Here is a 23,941-nt window from a genome sequence, read left to right as displayed (position 1 = left end):
AGTCGAAGTTTCAGGCGCCGATACACCTGCCGTTAATATCGGACTGAGACTACACCAAACGAGTGCGATGCCGGCGCCCTCCAAGTCGGGCGCGGCCCTTCTCGCTGTCCCGCCCCGGACTTGATCCGGGGCCCCACCGCAAGCTTCGTTAAGAGGCCCCGGATCAAGTCCGGGGCGCGAACAGCCAAACATCACCCCTTCTCCTCCAGATACCGCCGTTTCGCCGCATCCTGCCGCCCGTAGTCCCGCACCATGGCCTCGATCGCCGCCTCATCCGACGTGTCGGCATAGCGGAATTCCGAATCCGCGTAGCGGTTGATCTCCTGCAGAACCATCTCTGCCGTCACCGGCACGCGCAGTTCAGAAATCATCGCCGCCTTGGTGTCGTAGTCGCGGAACAGGAAGAGCTCGGGGTCCTCCATCCACTCATCCGGCAGTTCGAAATCCATCGCCCGGACCTTGACCGCATCGGTGATGTTCTTGATCGCTCGGCCGGTGAACCGCGGGTCGGCCTGCTGGATCGCCTTGAGATAGCTGCCCATCCGCGCGATCGTGTCGAGCGGGCCGATCTGCGACTGCACCCGGTCGAAGACCTGCAGAAGCGCCGCCTCCTGCGGCCGGGCGTGGGCCGCGTAGCTGGCGGCGACGGCGCGCTTGATCTCCTGCGCGGCAAAGGCCTCGTGATCGCCCAGCGGAATGTCGTGCGACTTGCCCATCAGCAGGTACAGGATGTCGATGTAATCCTCGCGGGTCTGCGGCCCGTCCACCAGGAACCGCGCGCCGGCGCGCTGGCGCAGGGCGTCGTCGACGTTCTCGGGGTAGTTCGAGAACATCCCGAAGGTGCAATTGCCGCGCACCACCGTATTGGCGCCGGCAAAGCTCTCCATCAGCACGGCGGTGATCTCGAGCTGCCCGGCCGAGGACTGCCGGTCGCCGCGCTTTCCCGCCAGCTGGTCGATGTCGTCGATGGTGCCGAAGCCGATCACGCCGGGGTCGAGGATGGTGTCGATGAAGGCCTTGGCGTTCTGGCCCGACTTGCCCTGATAGCTGTCGATATTCTCGGTCGAGAGGTTCTGGTAGCGGAACGGGTAGCCCGCGACCTGACAGTAGTCGTTGATCAGCCCGGCCATCATCTGGATCAGCGTGGTCTTGCCGGTGCCGGGCATGCCGTCGCCCATGAAGGTGAAGATGAAGCCGCCGAGCTCGGCAAAGGGGTTGAGCTTGCGGGTGAAATCATAGGCCATGAGCATTTTCGCCAGCTTCATGGCCTGATATTTGGCGATATGGTTGCCGACGACCTCATGCGGTTTCTTGAAGCTCATCGTCAGGGTCGAGGCGGCCGCCTTGCTGGCCGGGGTGAAGCCGCGCAGGGTCAGGTCATCGGCGGCGACATGCCAGGCGGCGCTCTCGAAAGCGGCGAGCCGCGGGGCCGAGCGGGCGCGCTGGGCGGTCTTTTCCATCACCTGTTCGGCAAAGCCCGAGAGCGTGGCGATCAGCCGGGCGTCCTCCGGCGCCTGAGCGGCGATATCCCGGTCAAGCTCCCACAGCAGACCGTGCAGCATGATCTGGCCATTGTCGGCGATCAGCTCTTCGACCTCGGCGATCTCGACGGTCGTCTCCGAGCCATGCGGCGACAGCAGCGCGGCCAGCGCATTGGCCCAGACATGGGCGGTGATCAGCGCCTCGGCGGTCAGACGTTCGGCAAACTCGGTCCGGCGGTTGGCGGGCAGGGCATTGGCCAGATTGGCGCGCTTGAGATCGGCCAGGCCGGTGGCCTCGGCATGGCTCTCGGCCAGGGCCTGGGCGATGGCGATGGCGCGGCGCAGCGCATGCAGCGCGGTGGCCTGCAGCGGCGTGGTCAGCGCGTCATCGGCCCCCGCGGCCTCGATGGTCTCGCGCAGCTTGACACCGTGTTGTGCGGTGCTGCGGCGGGTGGCGAGCCCCGGCGTGGTGGAGCGGAAGCGCGAGCTGCGCGGGATGCCCGGAGAGCGGTCTGCAGCCTGCGGCGCCGCGGCGCGGGCGATGCGGGGGCTGTGGTCGAACCCGGTGAGCAAGGCGGTGGCCGCAGCGTAATGCTTGCGGATGTCCTCCTCGCGAAGCTCCATCTGGTCGGCGGTCTGGCTCATCGGCGGCTCTCCGGGGTCTTTCTGCCCGAGGGGGCGGTGGCGGGGCAGGTGGGGTGCAAACCCACCCTACGGTGGGGCGCGTCGGCCATATCTCTGCCTCCGCCGCTTAATAGCTCAGCACCCGGCCGCCGGGGCTGACGACGAACTTGCGGACGCTGGCGAACCCGGGCGGGTTGCGGTCTGACAGCACCTGGAACGGGCGTTGTGGCAGGATAATGGCGCGCTGGGTCTCGGTGGCGCCGGTGTCGACGCCGCGGCCGGAAAACGGGTCGAGCGCAAAGACCTCGCGCTCGACGGAAGAGAACCAGCCGGCGCGCTCTTCGCGGACCTGCTCGCTTTCCAGCCGTTCCGAGGTCCAGGCCAGCGCCCAGTCCTCGCCCGGCGGCGATTTCGCCTCGGCCAGCACCTCTCGGATCGGCCCGGTCTGGCGGGTGAAGCTGTGCGAATACATCGGCCCGATGTGAAACCGGCGCAGCCGCTTGGGGTGCAGATGGTCAAAGCTCTCGTCGAAGCCCCTTGCGATGGTCAGCAGCTTCAGCGCGCCGAGGCTCTGCGCCATCAGGTGGCGCTGAACCTCCGGCCAGCGGCGTTCGTCGCGGGGCAGGGCCACGCGGCCGCTGTCATCAAGCTCGAGCACATAGACCGTCGGCAGGTTGATCTGGCTGTCGTAGACCGCCCAGTGGATGCGGTACTTGCGCCGCCCCTCGAAGCCCTCGACCCAGTCGATGCGCGGGTCCATCCGGGCCCAGAACAGGTGGCCGCGCTGCAATTCCTCGTAGTAGAGCCGCTGCGACAGGGCGAACTGCAGCCGCGTCGGGATCGCCCGGTCCGAGATGATCTGGCCGACCATCTGGTCCTTGAGCGCCGCCGCGCCGGGCATGTTCTCGAGATGCGCGCCGGCCTGCTGGGCGTCATTGGCCATCACCAGCAGTTCCTGAAACACCGGGAAGCCGCTTTCCGTGGTGTCGATGGCAAGCGAGCCGAAGAACTGCCCGGTGTCGCGGCCGACCAGCAGGTACTTCATCGACAGCGCCTTGAAGGTATAGGCGAGGCCGCGGATGTAGCGCGCGAGGATCTTCACGTCCTCGCGGCCCAGGCTGCCCTCGGTCTCCATCACCGCCGCCACCCGGCCGAGATGGGTGGTGATCGCCTCGAACTTGCGAAAGTAGCGGCGGCTGGCGAAGGTGTCGGTGAGGGCAGCGGTGTCGGTCACGGTGTCACTTTCAAACAGGGCCACGGTGGCCCGACAGGTGCTGGCGCTCTAGATCCGCTGAAGCTGGGTCAGGCGCCAATACTGGCTCTTGCGCTGGGCGCTCTTGCCCATGACCGGCGGCGCATTGCCACGTCGTGGGGCCTCGAGCGAGCGGGCGGCCTCGAGAAAACTATTGGTCAGCCGATAGCGGCCACCGCCGATATTCGTCAGGGTCCAGTGCTGGCCGGAATAATTGCCGCTGTCCAGCATCACCGGGTCGTTGACACCGTCATTGCGCACGTCGAGCGACCGTCCGGTGCCGAGGTAGGCATTGGTCAGCCTGACGCGCCCCTTGCCCACCGGGGTCAGCCGCCAGAGCTGACCGGAATAGCTGCCGCTGGGCAACAGGAGCGGATGACCGGTGTCGTTGTGGGAATCGAGAGAAAAGCCCTCGCCAAGAGACTCGCTGGTCAGGCGGTAGTAGAATGCGGCATTGAGGTCGGCCAAGGCTGGGCTGGACAGCGTAGAAAATGCTGCGCCGGTGATGATGAAATGTCGTCTTGTCAGAGTCATTTTCGGTCCTTGAATGTAGTCTACGAACCTGAAGTCTATCAATTAATCACTGTCTGGCCAGTTTTTTGGGCATCTGCCGTTTCGGCACGCCTCAATGCTCCGGCGGGTCGGTCTCAGCCCCCGTAAGCGTTGCTGTCGTGCTTCTTGACGATCTCGGCAAAGCGCCGGGCAAAGCGTTCGTCGGCCTTGGCTTTGGCCTCGAGCACGTCGCGGGCAAAGACCATGTGATCCTCATGCGCTTCGAGCATGTCGGCCATCTTCTGGTTGGTGGCGGTGCCGATGGCGGCCATGGCGGTCTGCGCCTCCTGGTCGGTCTTAACGCCGATCTCGTTGATCCGGTGCGCCACGTCCTGTTGCTGCGCGGTCTTGAGCGATTTCGACAGCGCATCGTAAAGCACCACCCGCTGGCGGGTGTCGGTCTGCAGCTTGTTGATCAGCACCATCTGCGTCGCCGCCTGGTTCTGCAGGCTGTCGACCCAGGATTTGCCCTTCTCGATATAGCGCTCCAGCGTCTGGCTCTTGGCGAGCTTGACCTGCTCCTGCTGCACCAGAGCATTGTACTGCTTGTTGAGATTGGCCAGCTCGGTTTCCAGCTTGGTGCGCGCGGCCGCGTCCTGTTCGACCGCGATCTTGTTCTCCAACGCGATGATCTGCGGGTCCATGGCGAGGATCTCCGCCTTGGTCGCCTCGAGCTCGCCGACGGTGAATTCGCGGTCGTCCAGCGTCTCGGTCAGGTTGGTCTCGACCTTGTCCTTCTGGTCGTTCAGCACCGCCAGCTGACCCTCGAGCAGCTTGGTGATGATGTCGGACTTGGAAATCAGGTCCTGCAGCTTGTCGTCGATATTGGCGGTCTTCATCCGTTCCTGCCGCAGGGCGTCGGATTTCCCCTTGGAGAAGATGCCGACAAAACTCTCCCAGCCGGTCTTGGATCGCATCTCGTCGAAATCGCGGGAAAAGGCGGCAGTGACGTCGTCGAGGCCCATGATCAGCTCGGCGATATTGGCGTTCATGACCTCGGTATGGGCGTGCACATCCTCGAGCGTGGCGGTCTCGACATCGATGGTGGCCTCGGTGCCCTGTTTCATCTTCTCCCGCGCGGTCTCGATCCGGCTGGTGATCTCGGAGATCTTGGACTGCGCCTCGGCCACCTGGGCCTGGCTTTCCCGCAGCTGGGTGTCGAAATCGGACATGGATGGCTTCCTGTTGCGAATGGATGGACTGAATATGGGTAATGTTATGCGATTTTACATCTGCCGGCGGCAGAGGGTCTTGGGGGAAAGTCTGGCAAATGTTCCCTCTCTTGGGAAGGTGGGAAATTTTGCGGGGTTTCGTGATGGGCTGGCGTCGGATCGGGGGCCAGCCCCCGGACCCCCGGAGTTTGACTGGCAAGATGAATGCGGAGCAGGGTCACCTGTCGGCCAGTGACAGCGCGGCGGTGGCGGCGGCGAGCAGGAGGCGGCGGTGGCGGCCGAGGGGGAAGCGGCTCGGAGGCCGGGCGAAGGCCTCGGGGTATTGGGGTTCCGGCGGCGCGCCGCGGGCGAGGGCGGCAAGAAGCCGGCCGGCGTAGCTGCCCATGGCGACGCCATTGCCGTGGAAGGCGAGGCCGGCAAAGGCGCCGGGCATCTCGGGGATGGCGCCGACAAAGGGCGTGCGGTTGCGCGACAGACAGACCAATCCGGACCAGAGGTGGGGGCGCGCCACATGGCGCCACGCCGGGAACATGGCGTTGAAATCGGCGTGGATCTTCTGCCGCAGGCGGGCGTTGGCGCGCGGCGTGGCATAGGTGCCGCCACGCATGCCAAAGAGAAAGCGGTTGTCGGGCAACAGCCGGAAGTAGTGCAGCAAGTGCCGCGTGTCATAGGCCATCTGTCGCGAGGTCCAGCCCTGGGCGGCGCGTTCGTCTTGGGTCAGCGGGCGGGTGGCGAGGATATTCGATTGCAGTGGCATGGTGCGGGCGCGCAGCCAGACGGGGATGTCATCGCTGGAATAACCGTTGGTGGCGAGGATCAGCTTTTGCGCCCTGAGCGGACCGTGGGGCGTGGTGAGGGTGAAGCCGCGGCCCTGGGCGATGGCGGTGACCGGGCTGGCGTCATGCATACTGGCGCCGGCGGCCTCGGCGGCGCGGGCGAGGCCGGTGACGTATTTGCGCGGGTTGAGGGCAAAGCCCACCGGCACGGTCAGCCCGCCGTGAAACGGGCCCGACATGCCGAGGGCGGCGAGATCGGCGGCCTCGTGCAGCGCGGGGGTAACCCCGTAATCGGCGGCGATCTGCGGCAGCCCTGCGCGCAGGGCCGCCATGTGACGCGGGCTGTGGGCGAGCAGGGTTTCGCCCTGTGAATGGGTGTCGGCCTCGATGGCATGGCGCTCGAGGAGGTCTGCGACCAGCTCCACAGCGGCCTTTTCCGCGGCGCGATAGCTGGCGACAGCCGCAGGGCCGAACCTGCGGGCGAGACCTGCGTTGCTGATCTTGCCGCCGCCGAGACAGCAGAAGCCGCCGTTGCGTCCCGACGCGCCCCAGCCGATGTGGCGGGCCTCGAGCAGCGTGACATCGACCCCCGCCTCGGCCAGATGCAGGGCGGCCGAGAGCCCGGTGAAGCCGCCACCGATCACCGCGACCTCGGTGCTCTGGGGGCCCTGATAGGTCGGGCGCGGCGGCGTCGGGTCGGCGGCCCAGAGGCACTGCGCCACCGCGGCGTCGGAATAGGCGTGATCCTCGTAAATCCGCTGCATCAGGCGCGGACGGCCGCCTGTTCCTCGGCTTGCTGCCGGACGCTGGCGCGCTTCGAGACCAGCGAGGCGGTGATCACCCCGACGGTGACCACCGCGATCATCAGCGTCGAGAGCGCGTTGATCTCGGGGCTGACGCCGAGGCGCACGGCCGAGAAGATCTTGATCGGCAGGGTGGTGGCCGAGGGGCCGGCTGTGAAGGACGCGATCACCAGATCGTCGAGCGACAGGGTGAAGGCCAGGAGCCACCCCGAGATCACCGCCGGGGCGATGATCGGCAGGGTCACGAGGCGGAAGGCCTCGAACGGGGTGCAGCCGAGGTCGAGCGCCGCCTCTTCCAGCGAGCGGTCAAAGCTGACGAGGCGCGAGGAGACCACCACCGAGACGTAGCACATCGAGAACGTCGTATGCGCGAGGATGATCGTCACGATCCCGCGGTCCAGCCCGATGCCGATGAAGAGCAGCAAGAGCGACAGACCGGTGATCACCTCGGGCATCACCAGCGGCGCGTAGATCATGCCCGAAAACAGCGTGCGCCCGTGGAAGCGCCCGGCGCGGACCAGCACATAGGCCGCCATGGTGCCCAGCACGGTGGCGATAGTGGAACTGGCCACGGCGACGCGAATGGTGACCCAGGCGGCATCGAGGAAGGCTTCGTTCTGCAGCAACTCGCCGTACCACCGGGTCGAGAACCCGGCCCAGACGGTGACCAGCTTGGAATCGTTGAACGAATAGATCACCAGGATGATCATCGGCAGGTAGAGAAACGCGAACCCCAGCGTCAGCGAGATCGCATTGAACGGCGAAAAGCGGTTCATCCCTCGGCCTCCCGCTGTTTCTGCTCGTTGCGCTGAAACAGCACAATGGGCACGATCAGGATCAGCAGCAGGATCACCGCCACGGCGGAGGCGACCGGCCAGTCGCGGTTGTTGAAGAACTCCTCGAACAGCACCTTGCCGATCATCAGCGTGCCCGATCCGCCCAGCAGCGAGGGGATCACGAACTCGCCCACCACCGGGATGAAGACCAGGAAGCAGCCGGCGATGATGCCCTGCTTCGAAAGCGGCACGGTGACCAGCCAGAAGGCTTGCAGGCGCGAACAGCCGAGGTCTTCGGCGGCCTCGAGCAGGCTGTCGTCCATCTTTTCCAGCGCCGAGTAGATCGGCAGGATCATGAACGGCAGGTAGGTGTAGACCACGCCGATATAGACCGCGGTATTGGTGTTGAGGATGGTCAGCGGCTCGGAGATCAGGCCGATCTGCAGAAGCAGCCCGTTCAGCAGCCCCTCGTTCGACAGGATCCCCATCCAGGCGTAGACCCGGATCAGGAACGACGTCCAGAACGGCAGGATCACCAGCATCAGCAGGGTCGGCCGCCACTCGGGATTGGCGCGGGCCATGGCATAGGCGATCGGGTAGCCGGCCACCAGGGTGAGGAGGGTGGAGATGAAGGCGATGCGGACCGAGGAGAGATAGGCCTTCCAGTAGAGATCATCGGTGGTCAGCCAGGTGAAGTTCTCCATGTCGAGGTCGGACAGGAACGCCCTGAAGCCGGCCCAGCCTTCCGAGAGGTCGAGGGTGGGCGTGTAGGGCGGTATGGCAATGGCAGTGTCCGAGAGCGAGATCTTGAGCACGATCAGGAAGGGGACGAGGAAGAGCGCCAGCAGCCAGAGGTAGGGGATGGCGATGAGGGTCAGGCGGCGCATCGTATACCCCTTTCGCGATCAACGGGATTCGTAACACCGCCCGAACGTACCGCCCGGCGCGCATGCGCCCTGGTTGCCAATGGTCGCGCGATTGGTCCGAGAGACCACTGGCGACACCTCCTCGTCGCACCGCAGGTGCGCCCTTGATGGGCGGCACGCCTCTGGCGCGACGCGAGGGCAGTATCCAACAACCGTCCCGAATGCCGCCATTGGCGCTCTGACGAACGATGGCTGCGCCAAGGTTTAAGGCCCTCCTGAGGTCGGGCAGGGCGCCTGCGCGCCTCCTTGGCCGTTGTCGGGGAAAACGGGTCAACCATCCCTCACTCCTCCAGCATCACGGCGGCGGTGTCGGACCAGCTCAGCCAGACGTCGTCTTCCCAGGTCAGGGCGCGGCGTGACAGGCGGCGGGTGTTGGCGGTCTGCGCCTTGATGATCCGCTCGCCCGGCACCTGAACGTGATAGGTCGAGAGGTTGCCGAGATAGGCGATGTCATGAATCCTGCCGCGCATCCTGTTGCGGGTCTCGGGCTCTTCGGTGCCGATGGCGATCTTCTCGGGCCGGATCGCCAGATGACAGCGCTGGCCGTCGGAAAACCCGCGCGTGGTCTGGGCATGGAGCGGCGGCTGGCCCTCGGCCCAGGCAATGTCATAGCCCTCGCCCTGCGGCGTGGCGCGGCCTTCGATGATGTTCACCTCGCCGATGAAATCCGCCACGTAGACGGAATTCGGCTGCTCGTAGATCTCCGACGGCGTCGCCACTTGGACGATCCGCCCCTCGTCCATCACCGCCACCCGGGTGGCAACGGTCATCGCCTCTTCCTGGTCATGGGTGACGATGACGAAAGTGGTGCCGGTCTTCTCTTGAATGTCCACCAGCTCGAACTGGGTCTGCTGGCGCAGCTTGGCGTCGAGCGCGCCCAGCGGCTCGTCGAGCAGCAAGAGCTTCGGCGCCTTGGCCAGCGACCGGGCCAGCGCCACCCGCTGCCGCTGGCCGCCGGAGATCTGATGCGGCTTGCGCTGGGCGAAGCGCTCGAGCCGGGTCAGGCGCAGCATCTCGGCGACGCGGGCCTCGATCTCGTCCTTGGAGCGGGACTCGCGTTTCAGGCCAAAGGCGATATTGTCCCAGACCGTCAGATGCGGAAACAGCGCGTAGGACTGGAACATCATGTTCACCGCGCGCTTGTTCGGCGGCACCCGCGACATGTCCTGCCCGGCGATCAGGATCTGCCCCTCGGTCGGGGTCTCGAAGCCGGCCAGCATCCGCATCATCGTCGTCTTGCCGCAGCCCGAGGGGCCGAGCAGGGCAAAGAACTCCCTAGCGTAGATGTCCTGCGTCAGATCGTCGATGGCGGTGAAATCGCCGAACCGCTTGGTCACGCCCTTGAACTGGATCAGCGGTGTCTCGGTCGGATCGGTCCAGGGGGCAAAGACGGCTTCGGCCATGGGAACTCCGTGTGCACAAAAAAGCCCGCGCCGGGATGGCGCGGGCTGGCTGTCAGGCTCAGGTGCCGGACTTGATCTTGGTCCAGAGCCGGGTGACCACCCGCTGCACCTTGGCCGGGTAGGGCGTGGTGGTATAGGTGTTCTCCATCGCCTCGGGGCTGGGATAGATCGCCGGATCGCCGATCACGTCCTCGTTGAGGTGCTCCTGCGCCGCCTTGTTGCCGTTGGCGTAGTAGACGTAGTTCGACGCCGCCGCCATGTTCTCGGCATCCATGATGAAGTTCAGGAACCTGTGCGCCCCCTCGGGGTTCGGCGCATCGACCGGGATCGCCATCATGTCGAACCACATCTGTGCGCCTTCCTTGGGCGCGCTGTAGGCGATCTCGACGCCGTTGTCGGCCTCGGCGGCGCGGTCGCGGGCCTGCAGGATATCCCCCGACCAGCCGACCGCGACGCAGATGTCGCCATTGGCCAGCGCGTTGATGTATTCCGAGCTGTGGAATTTCTGGATATGCGGTCGGACCGGGTCATAGACCGCCTCGGCCTTGGCGATCACCTCCGGATCGTGGCTGTCGGGGTCTTCGCCGATGTAGTTCAGCGCCGCCGGGATCATCTCGGCCGGGGCGTCGAGGAAATGCACCCCGCAAGACGCCAGCTTTTCCATGTTCTCCGCCTTGAACACCAGGTCCCAGCTGTCGACCGGGGCATCCTCGCCAAGGACTTCGCGCACCTTGCCGAGGTTCACGCCGAGGCCGGTGGTGCCCCACATGTAGTTGATCGCATGGGCATTGTCGGGGTCGTATTTCGCGGTGCGATCCGAGATCACATCCCACATGTTGTTCAGGTTGGGCAGCTGCGACTTGTCGAGCGGCTGGAACGCCCCGGCCTGGATCTGGCGCTGCAGGAAAGTGCCGGTGGGCACCACCACGTCATAGCCAGAGCCGCCGGCCAGCATCTTTGTCTCGAGCACCTCGTTGCTGTCGAAGACGTCATAGACCAGCTCGAGCCCGGTTTCCTGTTCGAACTTCTCCAGCAGGCTCTCGTCGATATAGTCCGACCAGTTGTAGACCCGGACCTCCTGCGCCGCCGCCATCGAGGCGCCAAGCGCCAGCGCCGCGGTGCAGAGCATGGTAGTATTCTTCATTTTCGGCTCCCGTTGGGTTCTGGCGGTCATTTTGCTTGCCACCTTCCCTTGATTTGATCAAATTATGCCGTATCAGGCAACATGGAAATGCTGCATCGGGCGCGGTAAAGTCGCAAGACCCCATCAGACGGTGACACTTTGAGCGGATGAACCAGATCGACCCCCAGCCGGACAAGCCCGGCCTCCCGGCGCATGAACGGGTCTACCGCCAGCTGCGCGCGCTGCTGCTGTTCGGCGAAATGCCGCCCGGCGCGCCGATCACCATCCAAGGCCTGACCGAGCGGCTGGACGCCGGCATGACCCCGGTGCGCGAGGCGATCCGCCGGCTGACCGCCGAGGGCGCGCTGAGCTTTCAGGGCAACCGGCGGGTCTGCGTGCCGCAGCTTGATGCCGGCGCGGTGAGCGAGCTGATCCACGCCCGCCTCGCGATCGAGCCGGAGCTGGCCCGGCGGGCCTGCGGCCATGCCAAGCCGGCAGATATCGCCGCCCTGCGCGCCATCGACGACCGGCTCGACGCCGCCATCGACAGCGGCGACGTGCGCGGCTACCTCGAAGAGAACTACCGCTTTCACGCCCGGCTCAACGCGCTGGCCGCGGCCCCGATCCTCAATGACCTGGCCGAAGGGCTCTGGCTGCGATTCGGCCCCTCGCTGCGGGTGGTCTGCGGCCGGTATGGCACCCAGAGCCTGCCCGACCAGCACAAGGCGATCCTTGCGGCGCTGGCCGCGGGCGAGACCGAGGCGGTGGCCGGCGCCATGGCCGACGATGTGCGTCAGGGCATGGAACATATCCTGCAATCGGTGGAATGACCCGCCCCGGGCCTCGATTCGATTGACAGCGGATAATTTGATCATATTTTGGTGCCAAACCATGGCGCGCGAGGAGTGAGCCCGATGAACATGATCACCAATCACCTTCCGACCGAGGACCTTCAGGCGTTCGATGCCGCGCATCACATGCATCCCTTTACCGAGGGCGAGGGGCTGGCAAGGAAGGGCGCGCGCGTCATCACCCGCGCCAACGGCGTCTGGATCACCGACAGCGAGGGCCACGAGATCCTCGACGGCATGGCCGGGCTGTGGTGCGTCGCCATCGGCTATGGCCGCGACGAGCTGGCCGAGGTGGCGGCGCGGCAGATGCGCGAGCTGCCGTTCTACAACACCTTCTTTCAGACCACCCATGTGCCCGCCATCGCGCTGGCCGCCAAGCTGGCGGAGCTGGCGCCGGGCGATCTCAACCATGTGTTCTTTGCCGGCTCGGGGTCCGAGGCCAATGACACCAATATCCGCATGGTGCGCCACTACTGGGCGATGAAGGGCCAGCCCGAGCGCAACATCATCATCTCGCGCAAGAACGCCTATCACGGCTCGTCGATGGGGTCGGGCTCGCTCGGCGGCATGTCGGGCATGCATGCCCAGGGCGGTCTGCCGATCCCCGATATCCACCACATCAACCAGCCGCATTGGTGGGCCGAGGGCGGCGACAGCGATCCGGCGGCGTTTGGTCTGGCGCGCGCGCAGGAGCTGGAAGCGGCGATCTTGGAACATGGGGCGGACCGTGTGGCGGCCTTCATCGGCGAGCCGGTGCAGGGTGCCGGCGGGGTGATCGTGCCGCCGGAGACCTATTGGCCCGAGATCCAGCGCATCTGCGACAAATACGGCATCCTGCTGATCGCCGACGAGGTGATCTGCGGCTTCGGGCGCACCGGCAACTGGTTCGGGTCGCAGACCATGGGCATTCGGCCGCATATCATGACCGTCGCCAAGGGGCTGTCCTCGGGCTATGCGCCGATCGGGGCGTCGATCGTCTGTGACGAGGTCGCCCAGACCATTGCCAAAGACGAGTTCAACCACGGCTATACCTATTCCGGTCACCCGGTGGCGGCGGCCGTGGCGCTGGAGAACCTGCGCATCCTCGAAGAGGAGAAGGTGGTCGATCACGTGCGCGACGTGGCCGGCCCCTATCTCAAGGAAAAATGGCAGGCGCTGGCCGATCACCCGCTGGTGGGACAGGCCAGCATCGTCGGGCTGATGGGCGCCATCGCGCTGACGCCCGACAAGGCCAGCCGGGCGAAGTTTGCCGGCGAGGAGGGCACCGTGGGCTATATCTGCCGCGAGCGCTGTTTCGCCAACAATCTGGTGATGCGCCACGTCGGCGACCGGATGATCATCGCGCCGCCATTGGTGATCACCCGCGAGGAGATTGATACCCTGATCGACCGCGCCCGCCGGTCGCTGGACGAGACCTGGGAGCAGATCCAGAAGGACGGCCTCTGGAACCCGGCATGACGGCCGGCGGCTTCGATTTCGCCCCGGTCCTGACCGGCGAAACCCTGCAGCTGCGGCCGCTGGTGGCGGCGGATCGCGAGGCGCTCTATCGCGCGGCCGCCGATCCGCTGATCTGGGCGGGCCACCCGGCAAAGACACGCCACGAGCGGGCGGTGTTCGATCCCTATTTCGACTTTCTGCTGGCCTCAGGCGGCACCCTGACGGTGACCCTGCGGGAGGACGGCCGCGTGATCGGCGCCTCGCGGTTTTATGAGGTGGCGGAGCGGCCGGGCAGCGTGGCGATCGGCTTTACCTTTCTGGCCCGCGCTCATTGGGGCGGCCCGGCGAACCGCGAGATGAAGGCGCTGATGCTGGCGCATGGCTTCCGCTGGCACGATGCGGTCTGGCTGGATATCGGGACCGACAACCTGCGGTCACAGCGCGCGGCGGAAAAGATCGGGGCCGAGTGCATGGGCACCGCGGAACTGACGCTGGGGCGTGGCGCGGCGGAGTATGTCTGCTACCGCATTCGCCGGGCGGACTGGCAGGGCTGAGGGATGCGGACGTGCTGACCTAAGGGCAATCTGCGCGTCGGGATTTGCGCGGCTTGCGCTAAACTCCATTTGACGGCTCCGATTCGAGTCGCCTATTTCAAAAAGGAGATTAGCCGTGCGACACGTCGTTTCTGCCATGTTTCTCGCCAGTCTGGCCGGTTCGGCCGCAGCCGAAGGCCACATGGATCGGGGGGCGTATCTTGTCACCTCCCTGATGGCCTGTGGCAACTGTCATTCACCGATGGGCCCAGAGGGGCCGATTGCCGATCAGGCGCTGGGTGGCCGGTTGGTGGAAAAGAACCCGCAGTTCACCGCCATTGCCCCCAATATCACCCCGGCAAGCCGGGTGTCGGAGTGGTCCGACGCCGAGCTGGGCCGCGCCATCCGCGAAGGGCTGCGGCCTGACGGCACGGTGATCGGCCCGCCGATGCCGATCCCGATGTACCGCAATATCAGTGACGACGACCTCGCCGCCATCGTCGCCTACCTGCGCAGCGTGCCAGAGGTCGAGCATGACCCCGGCACCTCGGAGTACAACATCCCGCTGCCGCCGGCCTATGGCCCGCCGGTCGAGAGCGTCACCGCGCCCGAGCCGGCGGTCAATGCGGAGTACGGCGAATACGTCGCCCAGCTGGCGCATTGCATGGAATGCCACAGCCCGCTGACACCGCAGGGCCCCGACCTCGGCGAGAACATGGGCCGTGGCGGGTTTGAGTTCCACGGGCCCTGGGGCACCGTGGTCTCGCCCAACCTGACCAACCACCCGGAGGGGCTGGCCGAATATTCCGACGCCGAGATCAAGACTATGGTGACGCAAGGCGTGCGGCCCGACGGCGAGGCGATGCAGCCGCCGATGCCCTATGGCAATTTCGCCGGCATCTCCGAACAGGACCTCGACGCGCTGGTGGCCTATCTGCGCACGGTGCCGGGCAAGCCGGACATGTGAGGCCTGGGTGGGGCGCGCCGCGGTCGCGGGCGGCGCGCCTCTGGCCGGCGGGGCGCAAGCGAGGGGTCAGCCCCTCGCGCTCCCCGGAGTTTGGCGGGCAAGATGAAGGCGGAGCGGCGGCGCCTCAGGCCAACCGGTCGAGCATGTCGAGACAGGCCTGCATCTGGGCGACGGTGATGTATTCATTGGCCATATGCGCCTGTTCGATCGAGCCGGGACCGCAGACGATGACATCGGCGCCGAGGCCCTGGAACAGCCCGGCCTCGGTGTTGAAGGCCACCACGTCGGTGCCGTTGGCGCCGGTGAGATGTGCCACCAGGTCGCGGGCGGCATTGGTCTCCATCGGCTCGAGGCCGGGGGTCTCGCCCAGGGTTTCGACGGTGATGTCGGCGGCGGGGTCGACCGCCTGCATCGCCGGTTTCAGCACGGTGTCGACATAGCGCGCCATCTCGGCCTTGACGAAATCGGCGTCGCCCCAGTGCACCGGGCGCATGTCCCATTCGACCTCGGCCAGGGCGGCGATGACGTTATGGGCATGGCCGCCATGGATCGCGCCGATGTTGATCGTGCTCCAGGGCGGTTCGAACCGGCTCGAGGCCGGGGTGCGGGCCTTGAGATCCTCGCGCAGTTCCAGCAGTCGCATGGCGTAGCGCGCGGCGTATTCGGCGGCGTTGACCCCGCGGTCGGGCGCCGAGCCATGGCCTTCGAGCCCGCGGAACCGGGCGGTGTATTCGCAGCAGCCCTTGTGGCCCTCGATGATCCGCATCGAGGTCGGCTCGCCGACGATCACCATGTCGGGGCGGACCTCCATCTCGCGCAGCGAGGTCACCAGCGCCTGGCCGCCGAGGCAGCCGACCTCCTCGTCATAGGTGAAGGCGAAATGTACCGGGCGGGTGAGCCGGCGGTGGGCGTATTCACCGGCCATCACCAGCGCGCAGGCGATGAAGCCCTTCATGTCGCAGGTGCCGCGGCCGAACAGCGCGCCCTCCTTCTCGATCATTTCGAAGGGGTCGGTCTCCCAGGGTTGCTCGGCCACCGGCACCACGTCGGTATGACCCGAAAGCATCAGCCCGCCGTCGCCCTCGGGGCCGAGGGTGGCGAAGAGATTGGCCTTGCCGCCGCTCTCGTCGGCCAGCACCCGTACCCGGGCGCCGACATCCTCGAGCCGGTTGGCGAGATGGCCGATCAGCGCCAGATTGCTGTCGGAGGAGAGGGTGGGAAAAGCGATCAACTCGCCCAGCAGGTCGGTGCTTGCCTTGAGATGGCTCATTTCACCACCACCTCGCGCGGCCGGTCGCAGAGCGGTTCGGCCGGGCCCTCGGGGCGGATCAGGATGGATTCGGTGATCTCGAGGCCCCAATCCTCCATCCACAGGCCGGGCATGAAGTGGAAGGTCATGCCCGGCTCGAGAACGGTTTCATCCTCGGCGCGCAGGCTGATGGTGCGCTCGCCCCAGTCGGGCGGATAGGAGAGGCCGATCGGATAGCCGCAGCGCGCGGCGCGCTTGATGTCGGATTTGCCCAGCTCGTCGGCCAGCACATTGGCCACGTCGCAGGCGCGGTTGCCGGCGCGGGCCATATCGATGCCGGCCTCGAGCCCGCGCAGCAGCGCCTCCTCGGCGCGCTTGATCAGGTCCGGCGGGGTGTCGAGGAAGATCGTGCGGCAGAGCGGCGCGTGGTAGCGGCGAAAGCAGCCCGAGATCTCGAAGAAGGTGGCCTCGCCGCCGGCAAAGGGCTTGCCATTCCAGGTCAAATGCGGCGCGGCGGCATCGGGCCCCGAGGGCAGCAGCGGCACGATCGCGGGGTAATCGCCCCAGTGGCCATCGGCCCCGGCCACCGCATCGGACATGGCGGCGGCGACCACCTCGTTCTTGGGCACGCCGAGGGCGGTGCGCTCCATCAGCCCGTCCATGATCTTTTCGCTGATCCGCGCGGCGCGGCGCATGAACACCAGCTCTTCATCGGATTTCACCGCGCGGCACCAGTTCACCAGATTTGTGGCATCGGCAAAGTCGCATTGCGGCAGGGCGGCCAGAAGCTCGGAATGGGCCCGGGCCGAGTAGTAGTAGTTCTCCATCTCGATGCCGATGCAGGCGGCCGAGAGCTCGAGGTCGCCGAATCGTACCGCGAGATCCTGCATCGGGTGCATCTCGGTCGATTGCACGAAGTGATCGGCATAGCCCATCACCCGGTCGTCCTCCATCCAGACGGTGCGCAGCGCGCCATTGGCATCCTGCGCCCGGCCCCACCAGATCGGATCGGCGTCGGGCAGCACGATCACCCCCTGGTGGACGTAGAACGACCAGCCGTCATAGGCGGTGAGCCAGGCCATGTTCGACGGATCGGTGACCAGCAGCGCATCGAGATCGCGCGCGTCCATGGCGGCGCGGACCTTGGCCAGGCGACGGGCATATTCGGTGCGCGAGAACGGGATGTCCTTGGCAAAACGATAGTCGGGCATGGCGCTTCCTTCCTGCAACTGTCCCCGGACCTTGACCCGCGAGGCGCAGCGGCTGCGTGCCGGAAAACGACATTTCGCCGCGCTTTCGAGCGCTGGGGATCCTCTGACCTCGGTGTGAGTCGATCCGGACTTGTGCCGGATTCCAAGGCATATGCCACAGGATCGGGCGGACCAATGTCCAGCGAAAACCTGAGGTCGCAGGAAAAAACCTTTTAAAAACCGTGACAGAGAGACAGATCGACTTTCAACTGCCGGTTTTTCAGTCAAACATCCCGCTATGGCGCGAACGGCGCCTAAAGTGTCGCAACTCAGTTGCAGTTTGCGGTTTGCCGCGTTTTACTCTGAGACAAAGGGATCAACCCTTACCAAAAACAGGGAGCCAATTTTGGCAGACGCTTCAGCGAACGGCGCATTCGTCGAATTCGAACGGGTGCAGAAAAGCTATGATGGCGAAACGCTCGTCGTCAAAGACCTCAACCTCTCGATGCCGAAGGGCGAGTTCCTGACGATGCTGGGGCCCTCGGGCTCGGGCAAGACCACCTGCCTGATGATGCTTGCCGGGTTCGAGACCGCCACCCATGGCGACATCCGCCTCGACGGCACCTCGATCAACAACATCCCGCCGCACAAGCGCGGCATCGGCATGGTGTTCCAGAACTACGCGCTGTTCCCGCACATGACGATCGCCGAGAACCTCGCCTTTCCGCTCGAGGTCCGCAAGATCGGCAAGTCGGATCGCGAGGCCAAGGTCAAGCGCGCGCTCGACATGGTCGAGATGGGCGATTTCGGCGGCCGCCGCCCGGCGCAGCTGTCCGGCGGGCAGCAACAGCGGGTGGCGCTGTCGCGCGCGCTGGTGTTCGAGCCGGAGCTGGTGCTGATGGACGAGCCGCTCGGCGCGCTCGACAAGCAGCTGCGCGAGAAGATGCAGTTCGAGATCACCGATCTGGCGCACCGGCTGGGGATCACCACGGTCTATGTCACCCACGACCAGACCGAGGCGCTGACCATGTCGGACCGGGTCGCGGTGTTCGACGATGGCCGGATCCAGCAGCTGGCGCCACCGGACCAGCTGTATGAAGAGCCCGAAAACAGCTTCGTGGCGCAGTTCATCGGCGAGAACAACACGCTCGACGGCACCATCAAGGAGATCAAGGGCGATATCGCCGTGGTGCAGCTCGAGGATGGCGAGCTGATCGACTGCAAGCCGATCAATGTCAGCCAGGTGGGCGAGCGCACCCGGGTCTCGATCCGGCCCGAGCGGGTCAACTTCAACCCCGAGAAGATGAGCGACGATGCCCATACGCTCAAGGCCGAGGTGCTCGAGTTCATCTACATGGGCGACATCTTTCGCACCCGGCTGCGGGTGGCGGGCAACAGCGACTTCATCGTCAAGACCCGCAACGCCCCCGGTCAGGTGCGGCTCAAGCCCGGCGAGCGGGTCGAGATCGGCTGGCTGCCAGAGGATTGCCGCGCGCTCGACGCCGCCTGACGGAAACACCGCGCGCGCCGCCCATTGGCGCGTGCTTCACGGATGCGGTCCGGCCTGGCGTCACCCGTCGCGCACCGGCCCGCTCAGTAAGCAACGGGTGAATCAGGGAGCTATAAATGAAACTTACCAAACTACTTCTGGCCACTTCCGTCCTGACGGCAGCCGGCGGCATCACGTTCGCCGCATCGCATGCCGAGATGGAAGCCTGCGAGAACTGCGCCAACGACATGACGCTGGTCAGCTGGGGCGGTGCCTATCAGAATTCGCAGATCAAGGCCTATGCCGAACCCTACATGGAAATGTTCCCGGACGTCTCGGTGTCCTGGGATGAAAGCTCGGCCGAGGCCGTCGCCAAGCTGCGGGCGATGAACGAAGCCGGCAACGTGACCTGGGATCTGGTCGACGTGGTGGCCTCTGACGCCATCCGCCTGTGCGACGAAGGCCTGGCGATGGAGATCGACCCCGACGAGGATCTGGCCGCGGCGCCCGATGGCACCAGCGCCGAGGACGACTTCGGCGACCTGCTGGTGTCGGACTGCTTCATTCCGCAGATCGTCTATTCCACCACCTTCGGTTACCGCACCGACCTGGTGCCCGAAGGCGTCGAGCCGCCGTCCGAGATCTGTTCGATCTTCGACCTCGAGACCTATCCGGGCAAGCGCTCGCTCGAGAAGCGCCCGATCAACAACATGGAATGGGCGCTGCTCTGTGACGGCGTCGCCAAGGAAGAGGTCTACGACGTGCTCGAGACCGAAGAGGGCCAGCAACAGGCGCTCGACAAGCTGGGCACCATCAAGGATCAGGTTGTCTGGTGGTCTGCCGGCGCCGATACGCCGCAGCTTCTGGCCGATGGCGAGGTCTTCATGGGCTCGACCTACAACGGTCGTCTGTTCAGCGTGATCGAAGAGCAGGACCAGCCGGTCGCGATGATGTGGGACGCGCAGGTCTTCGACCTCGACGGCTGGATCATTCCTGCCGACCTGCCCGAGGATCGTCTGAACCGGGTCAAGCACTTCCTCAAGTTCGCCACCGACACCCAGCGTCTGGCGGATCAGGCGAAGTACATCTCCTATGGTCCGGCGCGTGAAAGCTCGGCACCGCTGGTCGGCCAGCACGCCGAACTGGGCATCGACATGGCGCCGCACATGCCGACCGATCCGAACAACGCGCAGAACACCTTCCTCTACAACTACGAGTGGTGGGCGGATTACCGCGATGACATCGACGCCAAGTTCCAGGCGTGGCTGGCACAATAAGCCCTCGGGCTGAACACTGACCGGAGGGGCCGCCCACGCGGCCCGTCCGACCCCACAACACACGCGGCACCAGACCGCGGCGGAGGGAAAGACAGATGAGCGATCTCAAGAGCACCGGCCCCCAGACCATGGATGCGCCCACGCCGGAGGACGCCTTGCACGAGGCCAAGGCGCTGAACGCCAAGGACGATCGCGATGCCAGCGGCAAGCTGGTGACCGCCGATGGCCGCTCGCTCAAATCCTCGCTGAACCGGGCGCTGCGGATGCAGAAGGCGCGCGCCATGATGCTGATCGCGCCGCTGCTGATCTTTGTCCTCGTCACCTTCATCGCGCCGATTGCCTCGATGCTGTTCCGCTCGGTCGAGAACGACATCGTCGCCAACACCCTGCCGCAGACCACCGAGAGCCTGGCCTCCTGGGACGCCAACACCGGCGAGCTGCCGCGCGAAGCGGTGTTCCAGAACCTGTTCTTCGACCTCTACCTGGCCGCCGAGGCCAAGGAGCACACCAAGCTCGGCACAAGGCTGAATTACGAAAGCACCGGCGTCTCGTCGCTGTTCCGGCAATCCGGCCGGCGGCTCGACGATATCGGCGAGGCCTACCAGGACCCGCTCGAGGACCTCAACGAGGCCTGGGAAGAGGGCGCCACCTGGTTCGAGCTGATGTCGGGCGCGGGCCAGAGCTCTGACGGCGTGGTCAGCAACCAGATCCGCCGCTTCAACGCCCTGACCACCTCGGACCTGCGCGGCGACATCGGTTTCGCCCCCTCCGAGGAGATCGCGGCGCTGCTGCCGACAACCACCCGCGCCTACACCGCCTGGGCTGTCTTTACCGTCTTCGAAGACGAGGACGTGGTCGCCGCCGAAGACCCCTGGGAAGCGGTTTATGCGGCGCTTGGCGTCGATCTGAAACGCCCCGGCGCCGCCGAGCGCATTGCCGCCTACGACGGTCCTCAGGCGGCACTGCTGCAAGAGGCCGCGGCCAATGCCGAGCTGCTGCCCGACCCGGATTTCACCGCCGCCTTCCTCGAGATCGACGAGGACTGGGGCGACATCGACCGGTGGGAGACCGTTCAGGTCTACAGCCCGAAATACACCAACGGCTATTTCCTCAACTCGGTCGACCTGCAGAAAACGCCGGATGGCTTCGAGCAGCGGCCCGAGAACGAACGCATCTACATCACCCTGTTCCAGCGCACGATCTTCATGTCGCTGGTCATCACCGGGTCGTGCATCCTGTTGGGCTACCCGGTGGCCTGGATTCTCGCCAACCTGCCGGCGCGGACCGCCAACCTGCTGATGATCCTGGTGCTGCTGCCGTTCTGGACCTCGCTGCTGGTGCGGACCAGCGCCTGGAAGGTGATGCTGCAACAGCAGGGCGTGATCAACGACGTGCTGGTCTGGCTCGGACTGGTGGCCGATGACGCCCGGCTGGTGATGATCAACAACCAGTTCGGCACCATCGTGGCAATGACCCACATCCTGCTGCCGTTCATGATCCTGCCGATGTATTCGGTGATGCAGACCATCAACCCGTCCTACCTGCGCGCCGCCAAGTCGCTCGGCGCCACCAACTGGACGGCGTTCTGGCGGGTCTACTTCCCGCAATCTGTGCCGGGCATCGGGGCCGGGTCGATTCTCGTCTTCATCCTGTCGATCGGCTATTACATCACGCCCGAGATCGTCGGTGGCACCAAGGGTGTCTTCATCTCGAACCGGATCGCCTATCACATCTCGTCCTCGCTCAACTGGGGTCTGGCGGCGGCGCTGGGGACGATATTGTTCGCGGTGGTGCTGATCCTCTACTGGGCCTACGACAAGATCGTCGGCATCGACAACGTGAAGCTGGGGTAAGAGACATGGCAGCACTGACACCGATCGAACCCAAGCCGTTTTCCTTTGTCGGGCCGGTGATGGCCGGCGTCGGCGGCTTCATGGGGCTGCTGGTGGGGATCGCCAACGACATGCCGCTGATCGGCCTGCTGGTGGGCGCCGCGCTGCTGACCGGCCTGGCCTGGGTCTTCACCCACCTGTGGCGGCAGGAAAAGCCGGCCAAGTGGATCCTGATCGCGGGCTTCGGCCTCGCCGGGTTGCTGCTGGGCGGGGTCTCGGCGGCGATCATGGGGCTGGCCTTCGGCTGGTTCGTCGGCTGGTTCCTGTTCTGGATCGCAGAGGGGCGGTATCGCGCCAAGCTGGTGCCCTATCTGACCCCGGGCCAGGTGCTCTGGCACTATACCTTCCGGGTGATCTGCGGCGCGATCTTCGTGTTCCTGATCACCCCGATCATCGTGGTGATGCCGCTGAGCTTCAACGCCGAGGATTTCTTCACCTTCACCCCCGGCATGCTGCAGCTCGACCCCGACGCCTATTCGCTCAAGCACTACCGCGACTTCCTCACCAACTCCGAATGGACCGGCGCGGTGTGGAACTCGGTCAAGATCGCCCCGGTGGCGACGCTGATCTCGGTCTCGCTGGGCACACTGGCAGCCATCGGCCTGTCGCAGAGCCACGTGCCGGGCAAGCGGGTGATCATGGCGGTGCTGATCTCGCCGATGATCGTGCCGCTGATCATCTCGGCCACCGGGATGTATTTCTTCTACTCCTCGATCGGCATCCAGGGCACCTATTGGGGCATCGTCTTGGCCCACGCCGTGCTGGGCATCCCCTTCGTCATCATCACGGTGACCGCGACTTTGGTGAGTTTCGACCATTCGCTGACCCGGGCGGCGGCCAACATGGGGGCCGATCCGGTGACCACCTTCTTCCGGGTGCAGATGCCGCTGATCCTGCCCGGCGTGATCTCGGGCGGGCTCTTTGCCTTCATCACCTCGTTTGACGAGGTGGTGGTGGTGATCTTCCTCGGTTCGGCCGAGTGGCAGACCCTGCCGTGGCAGATGTTCACCGGGCTGCGCGAGCAGATCTCGCCGACGATCCTGGCGGCGGCGACGATCCTGGTGGCGATCTCCATTGCATTGCTGGCGACGGTCGAGGTGCTGCGACGGCGCTCGGAGCGGATGCGGGGCATGTCGCCGTCGTAGGCCGGGCGGTGGGTTGAAAACCCACCCGACGCAAGGTTACGCCGGGCAGCCCCCGACCGCCCCCATGGGCGGGGGCGTTGCCCCCATCCGCGGCCGGGGGCTGCCCGTCTCCGACCCTTGAAACCCGCGCCGCAACCGGTCATTCTCCGCCAGCCTTTCAAGAGCCGGAGCCTGCCCCATGTCCTTTTCCCTCGCCACCTGGAACATCAATTCCGTGCGCCTGCGCGCCGGCCTGGTGGAGCGGCTGCTGTCCGAGGAGGCGCCCGATGTGCTCTGCCTGCAGGAATGCAAGAGCCCGGTCGACAAGATCCCCGCCGAGCAGTTCCACGCGCTGGGCTATCATCACATCGTGGCGCGCGGCCAGAAGGGCTACAACGGCGTCGCCATCCTGTCGAAGCTGCCGCTCGAGGACGCGGGCGGCCATGATTTCGCCGCCCTCGGCCACGCTCGCCACGTCGCGGCCAGGCTGGAGAACGGCGTCACCATCCACAACTTCTACGTCCCCGCCGGCGGCGACAAGCCGGACCGCGCGATCAACGAGAAGTTCGGCCAGAAGCTCGACTACCTCACCGAGATGCGCGACTGGTTCCATGCCGAGACACCGGAAAAGGCGATCCTGGTGGGCGATCTCAACATCGCCCCGCGCGAGGATGACGTGTGGGATCACAAGAAACTGCTGAAGATCGTGTCGCACACCCCCATCGAGGTCGAGCACCTGGCACAGACCCAGGACGCCGGCGGCTGGGTCGACATCACCCGTCAGGACCTGCCCGAGGGCAATCTCTACAGCTGGTGGTCCTACCGCGCGCGCGACTGGGACGCGGCCGACAAGGGCCGGCGGCTCGATCACGTCTGGGCCACGCCCGACATCGCCAACGCCGGCCATTCCAGCCGCATCCTGCGCCCGGTGCGCGGCTGGGAGCAGCCGTCGGACCACGCACCGGTGTTCGCCAGCTTCGATCTCTGAGGATGCCCGTCCCGGGCTTGACCCGGGACCTCATGGCGCGAGGGGCGAGGCCCCGG

At 65.7% G+C, this 23,941-nt stretch carries 20 protein-coding genes; 9 read left to right on the top strand and 11 right to left on the bottom strand.

Annotated features, from left to right (window positions below; translation table 11 throughout):
- Positions 1 to 191 precede the first annotated feature (191 nt).
- The 9 genes from VOI27_RS19545 to VOI27_RS19505 form a co-directional block, all read right to left on the bottom strand.
- Entirely contained in the window at positions 192 to 2,126 is a 1,935-nt protein-coding gene (locus tag VOI27_RS19545; protein WP_323767671.1) for an ATP-binding protein, read from the bottom strand.
- Positions 2,127 to 2,232: 106 nt separating this feature from the next.
- Entirely contained in the window at positions 2,233 to 3,339 is a 1,107-nt protein-coding gene (locus VOI27_RS19540; protein WP_323767669.1) for a hypothetical protein, read from the bottom strand.
- Between the two features lie 48 nt (positions 3,340 to 3,387).
- A complete protein-coding gene (locus VOI27_RS19535; protein WP_323767667.1) occupies positions 3,388 to 3,891 on the bottom strand; it encodes an RICIN domain-containing protein in 504 nt (167 codons plus the stop codon).
- A 113-nt stretch (positions 3,892 to 4,004) separates the two neighbouring features.
- Positions 4,005 to 5,081: a hypothetical protein gene (locus VOI27_RS19530; RefSeq protein ID WP_323767665.1), complete on the bottom strand. Its 1,077-nt coding sequence runs from the start codon at positions 5,079 to 5,081 to the stop codon at positions 4,005 to 4,007.
- Positions 5,082 to 5,298: 217 nt separating this feature from the next.
- The gene (locus VOI27_RS19525; protein ID WP_323767663.1) at positions 5,299 to 6,621 is read right to left on the bottom strand and encodes an FAD-binding oxidoreductase; all 1,323 of its coding nucleotides are present in this window, start codon (positions 6,619 to 6,621) and stop codon (positions 5,299 to 5,301) included.
- Positions 6,621 to 7,436: an ABC transporter permease gene (locus VOI27_RS19520; RefSeq protein ID WP_323767662.1), complete on the bottom strand. Its 816-nt coding sequence runs from the start codon at positions 7,434 to 7,436 to the stop codon at positions 6,621 to 6,623. Before VOI27_RS19520 ends, VOI27_RS19525 begins: the two co-directional genes overlap by 1 nt.
- Positions 7,433 to 8,323 (bottom strand): ABC transporter permease subunit, encoded by an 891-nt coding sequence (locus tag VOI27_RS19515; RefSeq protein WP_323767659.1) that lies wholly within the window; start codon positions 8,321 to 8,323, stop codon positions 7,433 to 7,435. The genes VOI27_RS19520 and VOI27_RS19515 overlap by 4 nt, the downstream gene beginning before the upstream one ends.
- A gap of 320 nt (positions 8,324 to 8,643) precedes the next feature.
- Entirely contained in the window at positions 8,644 to 9,765 is a 1,122-nt protein-coding gene (locus tag VOI27_RS19510; RefSeq protein ID WP_323767657.1) for an ABC transporter ATP-binding protein, read from the bottom strand.
- 58 nt (positions 9,766 to 9,823) lie between these two features.
- The gene (locus VOI27_RS19505; RefSeq protein ID WP_323767655.1) at positions 9,824 to 10,909 is read right to left on the bottom strand and encodes a polyamine ABC transporter substrate-binding protein; all 1,086 of its coding nucleotides are present in this window, start codon (positions 10,907 to 10,909) and stop codon (positions 9,824 to 9,826) included.
- Between the two features lie 146 nt (positions 10,910 to 11,055).
- Here VOI27_RS19505 and VOI27_RS19500 point away from each other — a divergent pair, with 146 nt between their 5' ends.
- The 4 genes from VOI27_RS19500 (at position 11,056) to VOI27_RS19485 (ending at position 14,676) form a co-directional block, all read left to right on the top strand.
- Positions 11,056 to 11,718, top strand: a complete 663-nt coding sequence (locus VOI27_RS19500) for a GntR family transcriptional regulator (protein ID WP_323767653.1) — start codon at positions 11,056 to 11,058, stop codon at positions 11,716 to 11,718.
- A gap of 84 nt (positions 11,719 to 11,802) precedes the next feature.
- A complete protein-coding gene (locus tag VOI27_RS19495) occupies positions 11,803 to 13,197 on the top strand; it encodes an aspartate aminotransferase family protein (protein WP_323767651.1) in 1,395 nt (464 codons plus the stop codon).
- A complete protein-coding gene (locus tag VOI27_RS19490; RefSeq protein WP_323767649.1) occupies positions 13,194 to 13,730 on the top strand; it encodes a GNAT family N-acetyltransferase in 537 nt (178 codons plus the stop codon). The genes VOI27_RS19495 and VOI27_RS19490 overlap by 4 nt, the downstream gene beginning before the upstream one ends.
- 115 nt (positions 13,731 to 13,845) lie before the next feature.
- Positions 13,846 to 14,676 (top strand): cytochrome c, encoded by an 831-nt coding sequence (locus tag VOI27_RS19485; protein WP_323767647.1) that lies wholly within the window; start codon positions 13,846 to 13,848, stop codon positions 14,674 to 14,676.
- 124 nt (positions 14,677 to 14,800) lie between these two features.
- On the opposite strand, the gene argE is transcribed toward VOI27_RS19485, so the two are convergent.
- Both argE and VOI27_RS19475 read right to left on the bottom strand, forming a co-directional pair.
- A complete protein-coding gene (argE, locus tag VOI27_RS19480) occupies positions 14,801 to 15,946 on the bottom strand; it encodes an acetylornithine deacetylase (RefSeq protein ID WP_323767645.1) in 1,146 nt (381 codons plus the stop codon).
- Positions 15,943 to 17,136 (bottom strand): M24 family metallopeptidase, encoded by a 1,194-nt coding sequence (locus tag VOI27_RS19475; protein WP_323767643.1) that lies wholly within the window; start codon positions 17,134 to 17,136, stop codon positions 15,943 to 15,945. The genes argE and VOI27_RS19475 overlap by 4 nt, the downstream gene beginning before the upstream one ends.
- Positions 17,137 to 17,521: 385 nt before the next feature.
- Here VOI27_RS19475 and VOI27_RS19470 point away from each other — a divergent pair, with 385 nt between their 5' ends.
- The 5 genes from VOI27_RS19470 to VOI27_RS19450 all read left to right on the top strand — a co-directional run bounded on the left by VOI27_RS19470 (position 17,522) and on the right by VOI27_RS19450 (position 23,885).
- Positions 17,522 to 18,625 (top strand): ABC transporter ATP-binding protein, encoded by a 1,104-nt coding sequence (locus VOI27_RS19470; protein WP_323767641.1) that lies wholly within the window; start codon positions 17,522 to 17,524, stop codon positions 18,623 to 18,625.
- A gap of 116 nt (positions 18,626 to 18,741) precedes the next feature.
- On the top strand, positions 18,742 to 19,881 hold the full coding sequence (locus VOI27_RS19465) for an extracellular solute-binding protein (protein WP_323767639.1): 1,140 nt from the start codon (positions 18,742 to 18,744) through the stop codon (positions 19,879 to 19,881).
- 95 nt (positions 19,882 to 19,976) lie between these two features.
- Positions 19,977 to 21,734 carry an ABC transporter permease gene (locus tag VOI27_RS19460; protein ID WP_323767637.1) on the top strand — a complete coding sequence of 586 codons (1,758 nt, stop codon included), beginning with the start codon at positions 19,977 to 19,979 and terminating at the stop codon, positions 21,732 to 21,734.
- Positions 21,735 to 21,739: 5 nt separating this feature from the next.
- Positions 21,740 to 22,918: an ABC transporter permease gene (locus tag VOI27_RS19455; protein ID WP_323767635.1), complete on the top strand. Its 1,179-nt coding sequence runs from the start codon at positions 21,740 to 21,742 to the stop codon at positions 22,916 to 22,918.
- A 178-nt stretch (positions 22,919 to 23,096) separates the two neighbouring features.
- Complete coding sequence (locus VOI27_RS19450; protein ID WP_323767634.1) at positions 23,097 to 23,885, top strand: exodeoxyribonuclease III; 789 nt, start codon at positions 23,097 to 23,099, stop codon at positions 23,883 to 23,885.
- Positions 23,886 to 23,941: the final 56 nt, after the last annotated feature.

It is taken from the genome of Marinovum sp., from assembly GCF_034669705.1.
In the GTDB taxonomy this organism is placed as follows: Bacteria; Pseudomonadota; Alphaproteobacteria; order Rhodobacterales; family Rhodobacteraceae; genus Marinovum.
Note: the sequence above shows the minus strand (reverse complement) of the source record. Positions and strands in the feature narration are given on the sequence as shown.